The following is a 17,228-nucleotide window of genomic DNA, read 5'->3' on the forward strand; positions in this document are numbered from 1 at the left end:
AAAAGGCGGCCATAAAGGCCGCCCCAGAGGAGAAACACAAAGTGATTACAAGGTCAGATTGCCCCGCTCCTCTTCGGTCAGCCGGGCCCGCGCCTGCTCGCTCAACGTCCCGGCGCCCAGCACTTGCACCGGGCTGTCAGGGTTGTAACTCGGCGTGCCGCGACTGGCACCATCACGAGAAGGTTCCAGACGTTCCTGGCCAAAGCTCAGGACCTGCACGCTGAATACCGACGGCTGGTTCTGCCGTGCACTGGCCTGCTGCTGACGCGCGACGTTGTCGGCTGCCTGGGCGGCGGAAGTGGCCGCAGCGCTGGCCGAGGTGATCGCCCCGGTATTGACCGATGCCACCACCGGCACCCCCGAAGCCTTGCCCTGTACCTGGATGTTTGCGGCGTTCACCACTTGCAGGGCGGCGATGTTGACGTTGCCCGAGACCCTGATCCCCGCCTCCCCCGCATCGATGGTGCCCTGCGGTGCAATCAGGTCGATGTCGCCGGGCAGGACCTCGGGAATCGGGTTCAGGGTGGCGATACCGGCCCCGGTGCTCGGCACCGACGGTGACAGCGTGACATTGCCCCAGGTGTCGTAGACCCGCTTGGGCGGCGTGTAGACCACGGTGGTCTTGGAACCGCGTCCGGCGTTGATATCACCGTTGGCCGACCAAGCGGTGATCGAACCGCCGAAGGTGGTCATGACCCGGCTCTGACCGAGCAGGATGCTGTCCTGGGCGAAGAGTTGGATATCACCCTGGCCCTGGGTGATGATCCCCGCCGAGGATGGCGGCGCGTTGCCTTCGATGCCGAATACCAGGCCGCCACCGGGGGCCAGCATCTGGATATCGCCGCCGAAGTTGGTGTGCACGCCCGACGGGCCGTAGAGGGTGATGGCGCCGTTGTAGAGGATCGGATTGCCGGCGACGTCCTTCTCCGGGAACAACGCGGCAATCGCGTCACGGCCGCGCAGGTAGCTGCCCTGGCGGACACCGCCGACCTGGTTGTACTCGCGGCCAGCGGCCTTGAGTTCGGCGAAGTAGACGGTACGGGCGAAGATGTCCTGCTGCTGGGTCGGTAACGCCGCGTAATAGGCCCGCGCCTCGTCGACGCTGCCGGTGAAGCCGTAGCGCTCGGTAAGCCAGGTGACCAGTTCCGTGTCGTAGGTCTTGGCCACCTTGCCGGGTTGGCTGGCCAGCGGCGTTCCGGCGTCGGCCTGGTTCGCCGGGTCCAGGTAGGGAGCGATAAAGGCCTGGTAGTTCGGCCCGTTTGGCCCGACACCCGCCTGCATGACAATGCTCGCACCCGGACGTGAATCACCGGGTACCACGGCGCCGAGGCTGGTGATGCTGGTCTTGTCCTCCATCAGGAGATTGCGACCGGCGCTGACCACCAGGGTGCCGGGACCGGCGACATTGAAGTTGCTGTAGAGGATGTCGCGACCGGCCGAGACCAGGGAGATATCGGTGGGATTGTTCTGGATGAAGAGGTTGCCTACGGTAGTGTAGTCACCGTTGAACGGAGTTTGTTTTTCCCCGGCAGGTGAAGTACCACTGCTGACAATATCTCGCCCCGCCTGCATCCAGACAGGCCCGCCACCTTCATACCAGGTTTGACCGTTACGAGAGTCGACCGGATTGGTATAGGTAACGGTCCGACCACTTCTTACCCCGATCAGGTCCCCGCTCAGGGCATAGAAGCGTGCAGGCTCGGCGTCTGCGTTCCATTGTCCGGAAGCGCTATCGGGGCCGAATGCGAACAAGGGTCTGGTGCTGCCCAAGACTATGTTGCCATCTGTCGATAGATTGCTACTGCCGCCAATAAGAACGCCACTGGGCAATTGGGCAATGAAAGCAGGATGCTCAGGCGTGGCCAGCGCATCGGGGTTCGCGCTGGATTGGCTGATGGTCAGATTGCCGCCATAGATCGAATTAGCGGCCAGAAGCTGCAATTGCCCTTTGTTCGAAGGCACCAAAGTTAGCGCGGCAGCAATGCTTGCGGTCGGATTGGTATAGGCAGCATCTCCGTAATAAAGGCTACCGTTAGCGGCAATGGCATTCAGGATGGAAGGATAAACCACGGCATTATCGGACTGTTGGCCGTCGTAGGACAGCGGCGTCAGGTTACCACCAGCCGAAAACAGGTTGATGGCCGTATGGTCGGTCCACAGCGAGAACCAGCTCAGGCCATAACCATGGCTACCGTCGCTGGCCAGGTACGGTGATGCGCCCATCGCCGTCGCGCGCCCAGGGTTGCCGACTGTCTGCACTACCAGATCCCCTAACGTCGACAGGTTAAAGGTCGAGTCTCCAGGTATCAGCGTCAGCCCCCCTTCCGCAGTGCTGCGCGTTGAAGTGAAGGCTGTGTAGCCACGGGTTTCTCCTGGCGCCTGCTGTTGCGCCCCGCTGCCATACAAGAGGTTCAGTGCGCCAATGCTGGTGCTGTCCAGTTCGACGTGACCGCGAAGGTTGGTGATCACGCCGTTTTGATCATCCCTGGCAGCTGTCGCCGCCGGGTTCAGATCGCCACCGACCCGCAAGGTCAGGTTGCCGCCCCCGGTCACCTGAACACTGCCATCGGCTGCGACCCGCCCCGTGCTGCCGACGGCCAGTACCAGACCCTGGGTATGCGGATCGACACTGTCGGCGCCGATCGCATTCCCGGCCAGACCTGTCAATACACCCGCATTCCCGGCGACCTGAACGTTCAGGTTACCACCGCCCAGGGTGCCAAACCCGGTAAAGCCGACCATCTGGTCCACACCGGATGTCATCGATGCGGCATAGGTGCCGAAATTGATCCACCAGGCCGTCGGCTGCGCTGAGGTTCCCGTATTGACAGTGCCGTTACCCTGGCGCCAGAGCCAGTTAGCGACATTGGCCGAGTCGTGATCGGTATCGCCGTTGGGTTTGGAAATCCCGTTAGCCGTGGGCAAGACAATATTCCCGCTCAGATCGCCCCCCACCTTGAGTGTCAGGTTGCCGCCACCCTCGGGATACCAGGCGCGATACACGCTGTCGGCGCCACCGTTTACCAGACTCTCATCACCACCGAACAAGGCAGTGAGCACGGTACCGTTGCTACCCAACGCTCGGGATTGGTTATAGGGGTCATTGGCCGACGTCGGGCGGGAAGACGTACCTGCGGTATAGACGCCAAACAACGAATCCATACTCAGGTTGCCGCCAGATATCAGTTCAAGGTCAGCAGCTCCCGTGCGTATGACGCTGAAGCGTGTACTACCTGCCTTAAGGTCGTAGGCCGAGCCTGGAATAATTGCACAGTACTCGGGGATATCACTACAAAGCGATGGCCAACCCAACGCGACGAGGTCAATAGGTTGCCCCTCCAAACTGGGGTCACCCATCAAATCAATAGCCCCCTGCAAGGTGTACACCGGAGCCCCAACGCCGTACATCCCATAATGGCTGTCGGCAAGGTGGATATCGCCATGCACAGGATTGACCTGCACCACACGGTTGTCAGCCGCCGTGGTATCCGCACCGGCCACCAGACGCAATGACCAGGATTGGGAACCCTCGGCAAGCATCGGGGCGATGCCCCAGAGCTCACCTTGGCGTCCGGCGACTTCGGGGCGCAGTTCAACCGAATCCACCCCGCCTGGCAACAGCACATTGGTCCCCGATGGAATCAAGGCCCCCCTGGCCAGGGCCAGGTCGCTATTGAGCGTCAGAACATTGGTCGACGCCAGGGTGCCGCCGGCGATGCTTGGCAACGCCACACCCTTGGGCCAGGTGAGGGCGCGAAGAGCGGTATCGGCGCCCAACAGGGTACCGGCATCCAGTTGCGTGCCCGGCGGTAGGCTCTGGGCCTGGGTCAGCAAGGTGCCGGCGGCAAACAGTAGGGTACCGGTGCTGTCACGCACGGCGGCAGCCAGCACGGTGCCCGCGGGTAGCACCAGCGTCTGGTCCAGGATCACGCCGGTAGGCAGGCGTGTGCCCGCCGCGAGGGTCATGGCGCTGAGCGGCACATCGTAATTCAGGGTTGAGCCCGCCGGGAAACGGGTGCCGCTGGCCAGGGTCACTCCGGCCCCTGGCACGATGATATTACCCCCGGTGAAATCAATCCCGGACAACAACAGCCAGCCGGTGTCGTCATCAGTCAGGGGTGGAGGAGCAAAGCCGTCGGTGATACTGCCGTAGATATTCAGGTCGCCGCCGGCACGCAGGGCCAGCTTGCCCACTTCGCCGGAGCCGTCTCCCTGCACACCGGTTTGCTGGGTGTGGGGATTCAGGCTGGCATAACGATAACCGGACAGGTCGATATCGCCCTGGACCACCAGGTCGCCGTTTGGCGTGGCACTGACGATTTCCACGGCCGGACGCAAGTGCAGTACATCGCCATAAGTGGCGTTATTCAGACCGGCGAGCTTGTTCTGCAGCAGATTGTTATTGCCCAGCGCCGCATCGATAAACGCACGACTTTGCTGGTCGATACCCTCCAGATAGGCTTGGGTGATCACCTGATAAGGTCGGCCGCTGGCCGCCGGGTCGGTACCCAACGGCGCATCGCTGTACTGCCAAGTACCATTGACGGCGATGGAGCGTGCCCCGCTGATCGCCAGACTGCCGCTCGCATCGATGGCGATATCGCCAGCCGAAACCCCGCCCAGGCGTGGTGCGTCGAGTTCCAGGGTACCGCGCACGCGGCCATCGTTCTGGCCCGGCGCGCTGCCCATGGCCACGGCGGTGCCGGCCCGCAGATCGATGGCCGCCCCGCTGGCCAGGGTCAACAGGCCCTGGCCGGAATTCAGCTCGACTATTGCCCGGTTGGGTGAGTCGATGATCTGGCCCCGGCTGTCGACCTGCAAACCGCTGCCATGGGCGTCAAGCACCGCACTGCCGGCCAAGGTCAGGCCCTGGCTGGCAGACAGGTTGATATTGCCCACCTGGACACCGCTGGCATCGACCTTGCCGTTGATCAGCAGGCTACCGTTGTCCACTGACACCACAATGGCATTGGCCTTGAGGTCATTGCCGATGGTCAGGTTGCCCTGTTTGAGCTGGAAGCTACGGGCGCCGTAGACCTGCCCGGCATTCAGGCGCTGGTTGAGAGCGGCGAATGCGGCGTCTTCGCTGCCGACGCCCCCCAGGCGCTGGGCCTGGATATCGACAAAACCGCCTGGATAAGGCAAGTAGGTGCCACCGGCATCGTAGTAGCCACTGCTGCTGCCCAGGATGCTGCCCTGCAGATCCACCAACCCCGCAGTCGGGTCCACCGCTTGGGCGGTGAGTTGGCCGGCGCGGTTGTTCTGCGCCGACAGGTCGATACGCGAACCGGCGGCCTGGTAAATATTGCCCGTAGCGCTTTTCAGGGTGACATCGCCACCCCAGCTGTATTGCGTCACATCGTTGAATGGGATCGCCCGACCAGACATGTCGATCTGCGCACCGTTACCCAGCGTCAGGTCCTGGGTGGCGTTCAGGTTCAACTGGCCGCTGGACAAGACCACGGCGGTGTCCAGGGTCAGGCTGTTGGCGGTCAACGAAAGTTTTGCGCCCTCGCCGCCAGTGCGGGTCTGCATACCCGGCAAGGCAGTGATATTGAGCGCACCACCCACGGTGATGTTGTTTACCGCACCGGCTTCCCCGGTCAGCAGGGGCGCGGAAATATTCAGGTTGCCGCCGCTGTAGGCAAAGCCCGAGCCGGCCTGATAGGCGCCCTGGCTCTGGTACACCGACAAGCTGCCCTTGTGGTTGGCGGTCACGCGCTGGCTGGCACTGATATCAACCTCGGAAAAGCCCAGGAGCAAACGGTCCAGACTGGTAACCGAGTTGGGCTGGGTATAGGGCCCATAACCGAACTCCAGGGTTTCGGTCTGCAGGTTCAGCCTGCCGCTGCCGGTACCCGCTCCGCCTGCAACCACGTTTCCAGCCGGGTTGGCCGCGCCGTTCCAGATCAGGTCGGCGGTATGGATGGTCGCCACATCGCTGGCACCACCGGCACCATAGATGGCCGGAGTACTGAGGATCAGGTTGTTGAGCAAGGATTTGCCGGTCAACGGGTCATAAGTGTCCAGGGTCGCGCTGCCATATACATTCAAGGCGTCATGGGCGGACAACTCCAGGGTTTCCAAGGCGGGGGCACCCAACTGGGTATCACCCTGGAGCAGGCGCGTCAGCACGCTCTGGTTCAAAGTTAGCCCAGCTGGCAACAGGTTGCGGCTGGCGGCATCAGCCAGGGCCTGGTCACTGCCGAGATTGATAGCACTAAGGGCCAGAGTCAGGTGGCGCGTGCCGTAACGCACGCTATCTGCCAGAACGAAGTCGTTGCCCGTGCCCACGACGATGGAACCGGAGGAATACAGCGAGGTTTGCCCTGTACAAGGTGCTGAACTGCAGACGCCGATATGGATGCCCGCGGCACCTGGCAATGAAGGAGCCAGGACCTGAAGCAAGCCATTGGAGATCCCGAGAAAGTTGTAGCGAGCAGGTTGACCGATCGGGGTCATCAGGTTGTAGATATACCCCTGGCTCGCGTCATAGGCAGTGGGGCCCATTCCGAGAGTATTGATCGAGGCACCTTGCTCGACAGTGATCGCCCCACCGTTGGACACCAGGAGTACCTCCGGCGCCACCAGTTTCGCGCCACTGCGCAGCACCACGCTGCTGCTGAGGTTGAAACCCAAACCGATATAGTTACCGCTCTGTCCATAACTGATCGCCGGCATGGCACCGATCATCAGGCTGGCTGCCCCCAAGGCATTCAGGCTGCGATCATCTACCGTCACCCCGTTGAACGGCGCCAGAAGCGCACCATCGGCGGAGACCACCTGTAGTGCTCCCGCACTGATCACACCAACCGTACCGGAATGGCCATTTTCAGCAGCGGTGAAGAGACCGGTGCCGTTGAACGAAAAGGCGCTGCCGCTCGCGCCTTGCACGAGGTTCAGTTGCAGGCTTTTCGCATCAGCCTCAATCATCGGACGTGGTACGCCCAATCTGGCGGCATCAGCGATAGCAAATTGGCTGTAGCTGGTTTCGTTGTATTGCGAATAACTGCGCAATACGCTGGCCGACGTCAAGATGATCTGGCTGGCCACATTGTTGCGAATACCGGTATTGGCGATCGATAGTTGTCCTGAGGTGCTCCAGGAACCATTGCGCATGCGCAAGGCCCCGACTCCCGTACCCTGCCCAGCCAGGCCGTTCAATTCAACCCGGAAGGCCCCGGGCATGAGGGCATAAGTGGAAGGCATCAGCGTATAGGTGCCCGGCGCCAGCCCAGGGACTCCGGCGCCAATGGTGATCTGCTGGCCGATGACCGGATCCTGGGCACCGGATTTGCCGGCCGACGGCGCATATACGGGTTGTACCCCTGGCACGATGGCATACACCGGGTTGGTCGACAGGCCTGGCAAGGTGAAGGTGCCATTGGCATTGACCTGCACCAGCGGGTTGTAACGTGCATCGGTGGAGCCCCCGCGACCGGAGATAAATCCGGCACCCAGCAGATCGCCGCCACCGGAAAGGTCCAGGGTAGCGCCGGCCTCCACGACAACCGATTGACCGCCCATGACCACGCCGATTCCGCGACCGTTATTCAAACCGGTCTGGCCATATAAGGTTACCGCCTGGCCATTGTACAGATAGGATTGTCCATCCGAGGTCCCACCATAGGGCATTATCAGGCCATTGCCACTGACGGAAGTGAGGCTGCCGGGAAGCAGGTCCACATGATGGGTCGTGCTATCGCCTAATTGAATGAACCCCAGTGGTGAGCGCACCACACCACCCTGCTCAATATTCGGGGCCAGCAAGGTCAGGCTGCCAAACGCCGAATACGGCATTTCGGGAGTATCCCCGGTGGTACGACCAATGGTCAGGGTGCGCACCCCCAGCGTATCGCCCGCTCCCGCAGTGATCACAGCACCGTTGCCCGTTTCAGGGAATAACTGTGCGGCATTCAGATGCAGGTCACCCGATGTAAGCAGTTGAGTGGTTGGAATGCCTGCATCTGCGGGGATACCTGCCAGAAAGCGCAAATCGCCCTGACTGGTCAGATTCACCTGGTCGAAACCACGTCGTTCGACCAGTACCTGGTTTCCGCTGATATCGGTAAAGGAGCCTTTGGAGCCGAACACCACATTGTTACGCAGATCGATCACCGCCCCTTCGGCGGAGAATTCAGCCTGGCTCGGCAATATCGAACTGGCGGGAGCCCCTGTCGAGACAGGAGAGACATTGGTCAAATTGGTTAGAAGCGGAGGCTTGACACCACCCAGCAGCAGGGAGGGCGCTGAAATATTGACATGGAGGGTATCCGGTACGTTTTGCGCCAGGGTGAAGGCACCGGCATAAAGCTGCAGGCTCTGGCTCAGACTGAGATTCAGGTTGCCATTGAACGACAAGAAACCATTGCTGTAGACCGCCAGATTGCCGAAACCACCCGCCTGTACCTGATCGGCAGCCAATTGACCATGGCCATAGACCAAGGCATTCAGATCCGGAGCAGGACTGGAGTCGGCTGTTTGCACCAGCACCATCTCACGACTCTGCATCACGCGGTCAGTCGCTGGCGTGTCCCCTTGCCTCGAGTAGAGCGGCGTCTGCAGTACCACTGACAGACTGCCGCCCGCCGCCCCCTCGCCACCGGCACGGGCGTTGAAACTACCCAGCAGATAGAGGCCATTATTGGACCCCAGGGAAATGCTGCCACCATTGCTGGCCACCTGCGTACGGCCCTGGCCGGCAATATCCAGACCGGCCTGCGTGCCGGAGGCATCCAGGAGCGCGCCCTTGCTGACCACGATAAACAGATCAGCCGCCGTCGCCGTACCGGCTGCCGCATTGATTGCTCCACCGCCGATAACAATGGAACCGCCGTTGGCCACCTGGCCGTAGATCTGGCCGCGCATATCCACTGCGGTCACAGCCCTCGCCGCGACGTCGATCACGGCGTCATCGCCCAGCAGGATGGAGCGGCTGTTACCCGTACCGTTTACCGGCTGTGCGGCGTCCACGGCACCGATGGTGTTGAGACTCACCGCCCCACCCCAGGCATTCAGGGTGCCGTTCAACGTCAACTGACCGACACTACCCAGGTTGATCGACTGGCCAGGATCAACACTGATGACCGCGCCGGAGCCAACGAGCAAGGCCGTGGTCGCCCGCTGCGCGTCGGTGACATTAGGGGTACCAGCCTTCAAGCTCAAACCCGCACCGCGCCGTTGAGTCAGCACACCCTTGAGCGGATCTTCCTGATACAGGTCCGGCGTCCAGACCTCCAGTACCTGCGCCGGGTCGCTACCCGAGGCGAGGCTATTGGCATCGGCACCCAGGCGATAGACCGGCTGGCTGACATTCACCTGGGCCCCGTCGGCGACGATCAGTCCCTCATTACCGGTGATGTCATAGGCCGAGAAGCCTTGGTTGAAGAAGTCGCCACCCAACTCGATGGCGCCGGCTACCGGGATCGCCGGCGTGCCGATCAGCACCTGGCTGCTCTGCAAGGTCAAGGTACCGCCACCGTTGACACCTATCGCCCGGATCTCACCATCCAGGTTCAACACACCCCCCACACCAAACCCGCCGGCATTGGCCGCCAGGGTCAGATTGCCGCCCTTGCCACCGAGGGGCTTGCCACTGGCCAGCAGCGCCGCGCCTGACGAGACATCAATCAGGCTACCCGCTTGCAGAGTCAGGTCACCGCTGCTGCGCAGGGAAACCAGGCCGCCGTTAACATAAGGCAGATTCTGGTTATCGCTCGAATTCAGCAGTTGGTTGGTCCACAGCCCCGAGGTATTGAGTGTTACACCCGAGCCCACGGTGATACTGGCCAGCGAACCGCTGGGTGGTGTGATCAACGTATCCTGCAGTTTGAATGACTGGTTTGGATCAATCTGATTCAACACGTTGCCCAACTGCAACGAGCCGCCACGGGCCGTCAAGTCGGCATTCACCGTGACCTGCGGGCCATACAGCGTGATTGCTCCACCGTTGGCGACGCTCAGGTTATTGTCGACTTCGATCTGTTGCTTGGCAGCGACCTTGATCGCGCCCAACTGGAATCCGTCCAGCAGATTGCTGTCCAGCACCAGGGTGCCCTGCCGGCCCGGGGGTATCGCCGAGTCAAGGTCGACGCTCGCCGCAACAGGGGCCGGGTTGGCCACGAAACTGACCTGATTCAGGTTAGCCGCGAGGTTGAAATTGACCACGCCCGCGATCGGATCGTAGATCGGGGTATAGGTCCCCGCGATCAATTGTGCCCGACGCGCGACAGCCGTCTGGGATTGCTGATAGCCATCGAGGTTCGGGTTGGCGGCCTGGTTTTGCTGCGTCCCACGATACACGTCACCGATCACCTGGCCTTCAAGCACTGCACTGCTGGTCGAGATCACCAGGCTGCCGGCATCGCGCCCGACGGTGTAACCCAACTCGTAACGCGAGCGCGGAGCGATCAATGGGTTGTAGTAGTAATCGGTCTGACCCCAGCGTTGGCTGGTGTCGGCGAAACCTTTGTAGACACCGGTGTAGATCAGGTCACCCGGCGCGCTGGACAAATCATACAGGCGGCCGTCGGAGCCGGTCAGCCAGGTCTGCTGGATATAGCCGCTCTGCACATCCAGCGTACCGCCGGAGAGATTGATCTGGGCGCCCTGCTGGGTGACCACGTCCCTGCCGGTAAAGGTCAGGGTACCGCCCTGGGCCATCCATTCGCCAATGCCATGTCCTTGCGTGCCCAGATAACCGCTGACTTCCAACAAACCACCGGCGGTGTACCAGCGCGCCGTGGGGTAACCGTCAGTGCCGGCCGGCACGTAGACCAGGTCACGGGCATCGACCCAGACATCATTGCTGCTCAGTTTGCCGGCGTCACGGTTGCCCGACGCATCCCGCAGTTCGTTACCCTGTACGTTGACCTTGATCGAGTTGGCCTCCATCGCCACCTTGACCCCGACCGCGCCGGACACGTCGATGACCGAGCCATCGCGCACCAGGCTGCGTTGTCCGGCGCTGACCGCGACCTGGCCGCCAGTGGCCAGGGTCAGCGAACCGTTCTGAAAGTCCACGGTCCCGCCGCTGACGATCTCGACCCGCGACTGCTCGATGCGGTCGACCACAGTGCTGAGGTTATCGAACTTGCCGGTGATCAGATTGCCGGGAAGGCCGTTGAGTGCGGCCAGGGCAGCATCACGCTGACTGTCCAGACCGGTCGCATTGCTACCATCGAGGAGGATCGCAGTCGTGCTGCCGGCGCCCAGGGTGATGCTGCCGGTGCTGTCGCCCGCCGAGTTGAGCAGGTGCACCGTGCCCCGGGTGGTGGTCGAGGTGCTACTGGCGATCACGCCGTTTTGCAAAATCTGGTGGCCAGTCAGGGTGATATCGCCAGTGGACGCCGTAAGCAACCCGCTGTTGATCACGGTACCGGCACTGCTGCCACTGTTCAGGGTGCTGACCACTTCATTGCCACGGGTGGTCGAGCGTGGGTTGCCGGTGGTGGACTGGCCGCGACGGATATAGAAGTTGTCACCCGCCGCCAGCGTAACCTGGCCGCCCGGCGTCACCAGGCTGCCATCGTTGTGCACTTCGCTGCCCAGCAACAAGGCATAACCGCCAGAATCGGTCGATGTGGCAGGGTTCAAGGTCTGGATCAAGGCACCGCGCTGGACTTCGATCTGCCCTACGGCGTCGGTGAAGGTCGGTTGCGTGCCGGTGCTGTCCACATACAGGCCACCGTTATTGAACTGGGTATCACTGATGGTGGCGGCGGCCGCCACCAGATTGCGCACATTGACCTGGCTGGTGCCGCTGAAGATCACGCCGTTGCGGTTGACCAGCATGACCGTGCCATTGCCGGTGATCTGCCCCTGGATCTGGCTCGGCTGCGCCAGGGGATCGTTGATACGGTTGAGCACGGCCCAGCTCGACTGCTGGTCGAACGCGACGGTGGTATTGCGCCCGACGTTGAAGGTTTCCCAATTGAGGATGGCCTTGTCGGCGGTCTGGGTGATGTTGACGGTGGTCTTGCCGCCCGCCTGGGTCTGCGTGGGGGCCTTGGCATTGAGCCAGCCCTGGGTCAGGCCGGTGTCGACCTTCAGGCCGCCCTCGCCCAGACCATCCGGCACCGTTGCTGGCAAGCTGAACGCCACCTGACATCCGGCCGCCTGCATCGCCTGCTGCGCGGCAATCGCGGCGACGCTGTTGTTGAAGTTGGCCAGTGAGCGCTGCAACTGCTGATTGGCCTGCTGCTGTTGGGCCAGCGGCGGCGGCATGCCCGGCAACTGCACACTCGGCTGACCTGCGCTCGCCGCCTGGGCAGCCCCCTTGTCGGCAAACCAGCCGGCACTGAATGCGGTCTGCGCCTGGGCGCTGCCGGCCATCAGCAACAGGGCAATCGCCTGTGCCACGGGCTTGAGCACCCAGATCGACGATTCGCCATGACGCGCTTGAGCATTGAGTCTTGCCGGAGGTTTGCAGCGGAGCATCACTACCCTTCCTTGATCTGTTGCACAGTGGGCTGCCACACCAGCCTGTCGCAGGCCGGTGTCGCTTATATGACTAAGGCCGATACCGAAGGCCGGGACCGAACCTTTGTCATGGAATATTCATCTGGGCGATATCGAGTTGTAGGCATACGCAAAAAATCAGCAACGGCTCGCGCCGTTGCTGATCAGGTATTGCGTTACGGTGAAGCGGGGGTTACAGCGGACGACCGATGGCGTTGCAGACGCTGGTGTTACCGACGTACTGAGCGTTGGTGGAAGTCAGGAAAGACTGACGCAAGGCCAGCTTGAAGGCTGCAGACATTGGAACGAAACGGTTAGCCGTTACCGCGGCATCGTTGGCACTGGTGCCAGCACCGTATTGCTGAGTCAGGAACGAACGCACCAGACCAGTCTGGGTTGCGTCGGTGTAGCACTGGCTGAAGATCATGTTGGTGAAGCCGATGATTGGGTAGCCGCTCGAAGGGAAAGGGAAAACGCTTGGGTCGGTAGGGCTGGTAGTCGCAGCAAAGACCGGTACCCACAGGTTCGGGTTGGAGCGGTTGGCAGTAGCAGGCGCAGTAACACCGGAGACGGCGGTGCCGACGTTGGTGAGGTTGGGGGCGATGGAGTTGACGGTGGCTACTTTGGTCGCGTTGTCCAGATCGGCGGTGGCGGTCACTGCCAGGTCTGGACTCATGTAGGTGATGCGGCTGTCGGCGGCGTTCAGAGCTGTCATGACTGCTGGGCTGCCAACGGCGCTGACGAAGTTGGTAGGGATGGTACCGTTCGGATAGGCCGTGTAGCTGGAGCCAAAGCTGGTGGTCACATTGAAGATACCGGCTTCGGAACACTTGGCGTTCAGGAAGCGGGTGAAGAGTTCAGTGGTACCGCTGCTGTCACTGCGATAGACCACGGTGAGCGGGCCGCTACGACCGCCATTGCCCGCAATACCGCTCCAGTCGGTCACACGGCCGGAGAAGACGCCGCACAGTTCCTGGGTGGTGAGGTTCAGGTTACCGCCGGCCTTGTTAAACGGAATCGTCACCGCAGTTGCCATGGCAGGCACCTGAATCAGCGGGCCCCAGGCAGCGCCGTGGTTGGTGTTGTAAGTGGTGATATCGGTAGACGCGAGTTTCGAGTCGCTACCCGCCCAGTGCACATTGGTGCCGGCAGGCAGGCCGAACTGGGATGGATCGTTGTTCAGGAACGCGAGTTTACCCGCGCCGCTGCCAACGCCGATGTAGGCAGCAAAACCGGCAGGCAGAACGCCAGAAGTATTGTAGAACGGAGCAGCGAGGGTACCGCCACCACCATTGACAGCAGCCATCGATTGGGCCGAGGCCAGTGCAGCAACAGCCAGGGAGGCGGCCATCAGAGTGCGCTTAAACATGAAGAATCTCCTTTCGTCGTGTTCGTACGTTGAGTGTTTTGCTCGTTCTTGACGCCATGGCGCTCGAGGCGTCGCCTTAGTTCCAGACGACTTGTGGGGTGAGGCCATGGATGAGAAGTTCTCAAGTTCCGGTGACAGATCAGGGAAAAAACCTCGGGTGAATCCCATTGATTTTTAAATAATTTCTCGGGTGTTCGCAGCGCTTTCACCGCGTAATGGCGGCGTTTTTACGGGAGTGGCAAAGAGCCTTGCGCTGCAGGCGGCGGGACACGGGACGGGGCGAGTTGGATATGACAGAACGAGGAACCCGAGTTCTGCCGATTCACGGCACGGGTGCGCGGCGATTTTGTATGACGGGGTCCATGCTAAGGTGCCTGGATACTTGGAAACCGAGCGCCGTTATGCCCCATCTCGTCCGTACCCATCCACGCTTGACCATCGCCGCCCTCCTCGGCGTGGCGGTTGGCGCACTCGCCCCGGTCAGCCCGGTGCTGTCCAAGATCCTGGTCGGCTGGAATGCCGGAGTCTGGTCCTACCTGGCCATGATGTTGTGGCTGACCGTGTATTCGCGACCCGAAGACGTGCAACGTTTCGTCGAACGGGAAGACGAAAATGCCGGGACAGTGCTGTTGATCGTGTCGATTGCCGCCATTGCCAGCCTGGCCGCGATCGTCGTCGAACTGGCGGGTAGCAAGGATCTGGAAGCCCATGCCCGGGCCTGGCATTACGGTTTCACCGGATTGACGGTGATGGGCTCATGGTTGCTGATCGGGGTGATTTTCAGCGTGCATTACGCGCGGCAGTTCTATCTGGGCGAACCCGAGGAGCCGCCCCTGCGCTTTGCCGATGGCGAGAAACATCCGGACTACTGGGACTTTCTGTACTTTTCTTTCACCATCAGCGTGGCAGTACAGACTTCAGACGTGGGCGTGGCCACCAAGGCCTTGCGCAAGGTGGTACTGGCGCAGTCGTTGATCGGCTTTCTGTTCAATACGGCGATTCTGGGATTTTCGATCAATATTGCCGCGGGGTTGTTTGGCTGAGCCAGAACAGCGGCCCCGGGAGGGGCCGCCTGTAGAGCAGGTGATGATTACTCGGTAGCGAGTACACCACGACGAACCTGGTCACGCTCGATGGACTCGAACAGCGCCTTGAAGTTGCCCTCGCCAAAACCATCGTCGCCTTTGCGCTGGATGAATTCGAAGAACACCGGCCCCATGAGGGTTTCCGAGAAAATCTGCAGCAACAGACGCTTGTCACCCTCTTGGGAAGAACCATCGAGCAGGATCCCACGCGATTGCAGCTCGTCGACCGGCTCGCCATGGTTCGGCAAACGGCCTTCAAGCATCTCGTAGTAAGTCTCAGGCGGCGCCGTCATGAAGCGCATGCCGATCTTCTTCAAGCGGTCCCAGGTCGCGACCAGGTCGTCGGTGAGGAAGGCCACGTGCTGGATGCCCTCACCGTTGAACTGCATCAGGAACTCTTCGATCTGCCCGGCGCCCTTGGACGATTCCTCGTTCAGCGGGATGCGGATCATGCCGTCCGGTGCGGTCATCGCCTTGGAGGTCAGGCCGGTGTATTCGCCCTTGATGTCGAAGTAACGAATCTCGCGGAAGTTGAACAGTTTCTCGTAGAAGTTCGCCCAGTAGGCCATGCGCCCGCGGTAGACGTTGTGGGTCAGGTGGTCGATGATTTTCAAGCCCGCGCCCGGAGGATTGCGGTCGACGCCGTCGAGGTAGACGAAGTCGATGTCATAGATCGAGCTGCCTTCGCCGTAACGGTCGATCAGGTACAGCGGCGCGCCGCCGATGCCTTTGATCGCCGGCAGGTTCAGCTCCATCGGACCGGTGGCGATATGGATCGGCTGGGCACCCAGCTCCAGGGCACGGGCATAGGCTTGCTGGGCGTTTTTCACCCGGAAGGCCATGCCACACACCGACGGGCCGTGCTCGGCAGCGAAGTACGACGCCACGCTGTGGGGCTCGTTGTTGAGGATCAGGTTGATCGCGCCCTGGCGGTACAGGTGCACGTTCTTGGAACGGTGGGTTGCCACCTTGGTGAAGCCCATGATCTCGAAGATCGGCTCCAGGGTGTTCGGGGTCGGCGATGCGAATTCAATGAACTCAAAGCCCATCAGGCCCATCGGGTTTTCGAAGATATCGGTCATGGTGACGCCTCATCATTTTTATCAAGTAACGAATCGTTAGTTGCTATCAATGCGGACGTTGGCGGGTGGCGCACAGGAAATGCCCCGCACACTGCGGGCCAGGAAGTCGCCGTAGATCAGTTGAAACCCAAGTATCTTCATGTCGACCCAGTCTCTCCGGGCGAGGCTTCTGCTGCCAGAAGACGTTATTCTTATATGCGTAACCAGATTCTACATGGCGTAAACTGGTTTGTCCGTATCCCTTTTCTATTTCCTCGCCGGCAGTCGAGGCGCAGGCCGGTTGCACAGGTAGATGCCGACCAGGATCAGCCCGCCCCCCAGGCACATGATCAGCGTCAATTGCTCGCCCAGCAAGAGCGCCCCGAGGATGACCGCGGTCAGCGGGTTGAGGCCGATAAACACACCTGCGCGCGTCGCGCCGATGCGCTGGATGCCATCGTAATACCAGATATAGGCCAGCGCCGAACCCAGGCCGCCCAGGTAGACCAGGCTCAGCAACTGATGCGGGTTCAAGGTTTCGATCAGCGCCAGACTGGCCTCCCCGCGCATCCAGGTCGCCAGCCAGAGCATGGCCGTCCCGAGCCAGATGGAATAAGTCACGGTCGTCAACGGCCCCAACACGCGGGTCAGGTTGCGTGAGAACAGCGAGTAGACCGCCCAGGACAGCACGCAGCCGAAGATCAACAGATCACCGACCCAGGTCTGGGCCGTGCCTTCGAACAGACTGCGGTTGCCGCTGATGATCACCAGCCCCGCCCCTCCCATGCAGACCAGGATGCCGAGGACTTTCGCGGTACTCAGTCGTTCTTTGAAGAACAACCATGACGCCAACCCGAACACCGCCGGGTTCAGCACGACAATCAGTGACGCCCGTGACGCGTTGATGTAGTGCAGGCCATAAAAGAAGCAGAGGTTGTAGAAGAAGATGCCGAAAAATCCCAGCAGCAGCAATTGCGCGAATTGCTTCCGGTCCGGCAGCACCAGCGGGATGCGCGTCACCCCGATGAATACCAGCAGGATCACGCTGGCCAGCAGGAAACGCAGGCTGGCCAATAGCAGCGGCGCGATATCAGTCGACAGGAAGCGCCCGGCGACAAAGGTCCCACCCCAGATCATCGAGACCCCGGCGAGCTTGAGATAGACCCGCAAGTCGCTGCCGACGGCGAAAGTGGATGCTTGTGTATGCATGATGGTTCCTGCGGATCGAGAAGGACGGTTGTCAAACTGAGTGCA

General features: G+C 61.3%; 5 protein-coding genes. 1 reads left to right on the top strand and 4 read right to left on the bottom strand.

What is annotated here, in order from left to right; translation table 11 throughout:
* Window positions 1–45: 45 nt before the first annotated feature.
* Both HX866_RS09080 and HX866_RS09085 read right to left on the bottom strand, forming a co-directional pair.
* Window positions 46–12,438 carry a filamentous haemagglutinin family protein gene (locus HX866_RS09080; protein WP_177139137.1) on the bottom strand — a complete coding sequence of 4,131 codons (12,393 nt, stop codon included), beginning with the start codon at window positions 12,436–12,438 and terminating at the stop codon, window positions 46–48.
* A 214-nt stretch (window positions 12,439–12,652) separates the two neighbouring features.
* Entirely contained in the window at window positions 12,653–13,828 is a 1,176-nt protein-coding gene (locus HX866_RS09085; protein ID WP_177125296.1) for a substrate-binding domain-containing protein, read from the bottom strand.
* Between the two features lie 401 nt (window positions 13,829–14,229).
* Between HX866_RS09085 and HX866_RS09090 the strand changes: the two genes are divergently transcribed.
* The gene (locus tag HX866_RS09090) at window positions 14,230–14,871 is read left to right on the top strand and encodes a DUF1345 domain-containing protein (RefSeq protein ID WP_177097990.1); all 642 of its coding nucleotides are present in this window, start codon (window positions 14,230–14,232) and stop codon (window positions 14,869–14,871) included.
* 47 nt (window positions 14,872–14,918) lie between these two features.
* Here the strand turns inward: HX866_RS09090 and hppD are convergent, their stop codons facing one another.
* Window positions 14,919–15,995 (bottom strand): 4-hydroxyphenylpyruvate dioxygenase, encoded by a 1,077-nt coding sequence (gene hppD / locus HX866_RS09095; protein WP_177097991.1) that lies wholly within the window; start codon window positions 15,993–15,995, stop codon window positions 14,919–14,921.
* Between the two features lie 246 nt (window positions 15,996–16,241).
* Window positions 16,242–17,183: a DMT family transporter gene (locus tag HX866_RS09100; RefSeq protein WP_177097992.1), complete on the bottom strand. Its 942-nt coding sequence runs from the start codon at window positions 17,181–17,183 to the stop codon at window positions 16,242–16,244.
* Window positions 17,184–17,228 lie beyond the last annotated feature (45 nt).

Source organism: Pseudomonas gingeri, assembly GCF_013386165.1.
In the GTDB taxonomy this organism is placed as follows: Bacteria; Pseudomonadota; Gammaproteobacteria; order Pseudomonadales; family Pseudomonadaceae; genus Aquipseudomonas; species Aquipseudomonas gingeri_C.

What these genes read in the sequence shown, in the direction of transcription:
- HX866_RS09080 (WP_177139137.1), bottom strand. Translation starts at nt 12,438, where the DNA reads ATGCTCCGCTGCAAACCTCCGGCAAGACTCAATGCTCAAGCGCGTCAT.
- HX866_RS09085 (WP_177125296.1), bottom strand. Translation starts at nt 13,828, where the DNA reads ATGTTTAAGCGCACTCTGATGGCCGCCTCCCTGGCTGTTGCTGCACTG.
- HX866_RS09090 (WP_177097990.1), top strand. Translation starts at nt 14,230, where the DNA reads ATGCCCCATCTCGTCCGTACCCATCCACGCTTGACCATCGCCGCCCTC.
- hppD (WP_177097991.1), bottom strand. Translation starts at nt 15,995, where the DNA reads ATGACCGATATCTTCGAAAACCCGATGGGCCTGATGGGCTTTGAGTTC.
- HX866_RS09100 (WP_177097992.1), bottom strand. Translation starts at nt 17,183, where the DNA reads ATGCATACACAAGCATCCACTTTCGCCGTCGGCAGCGACTTGCGGGTC.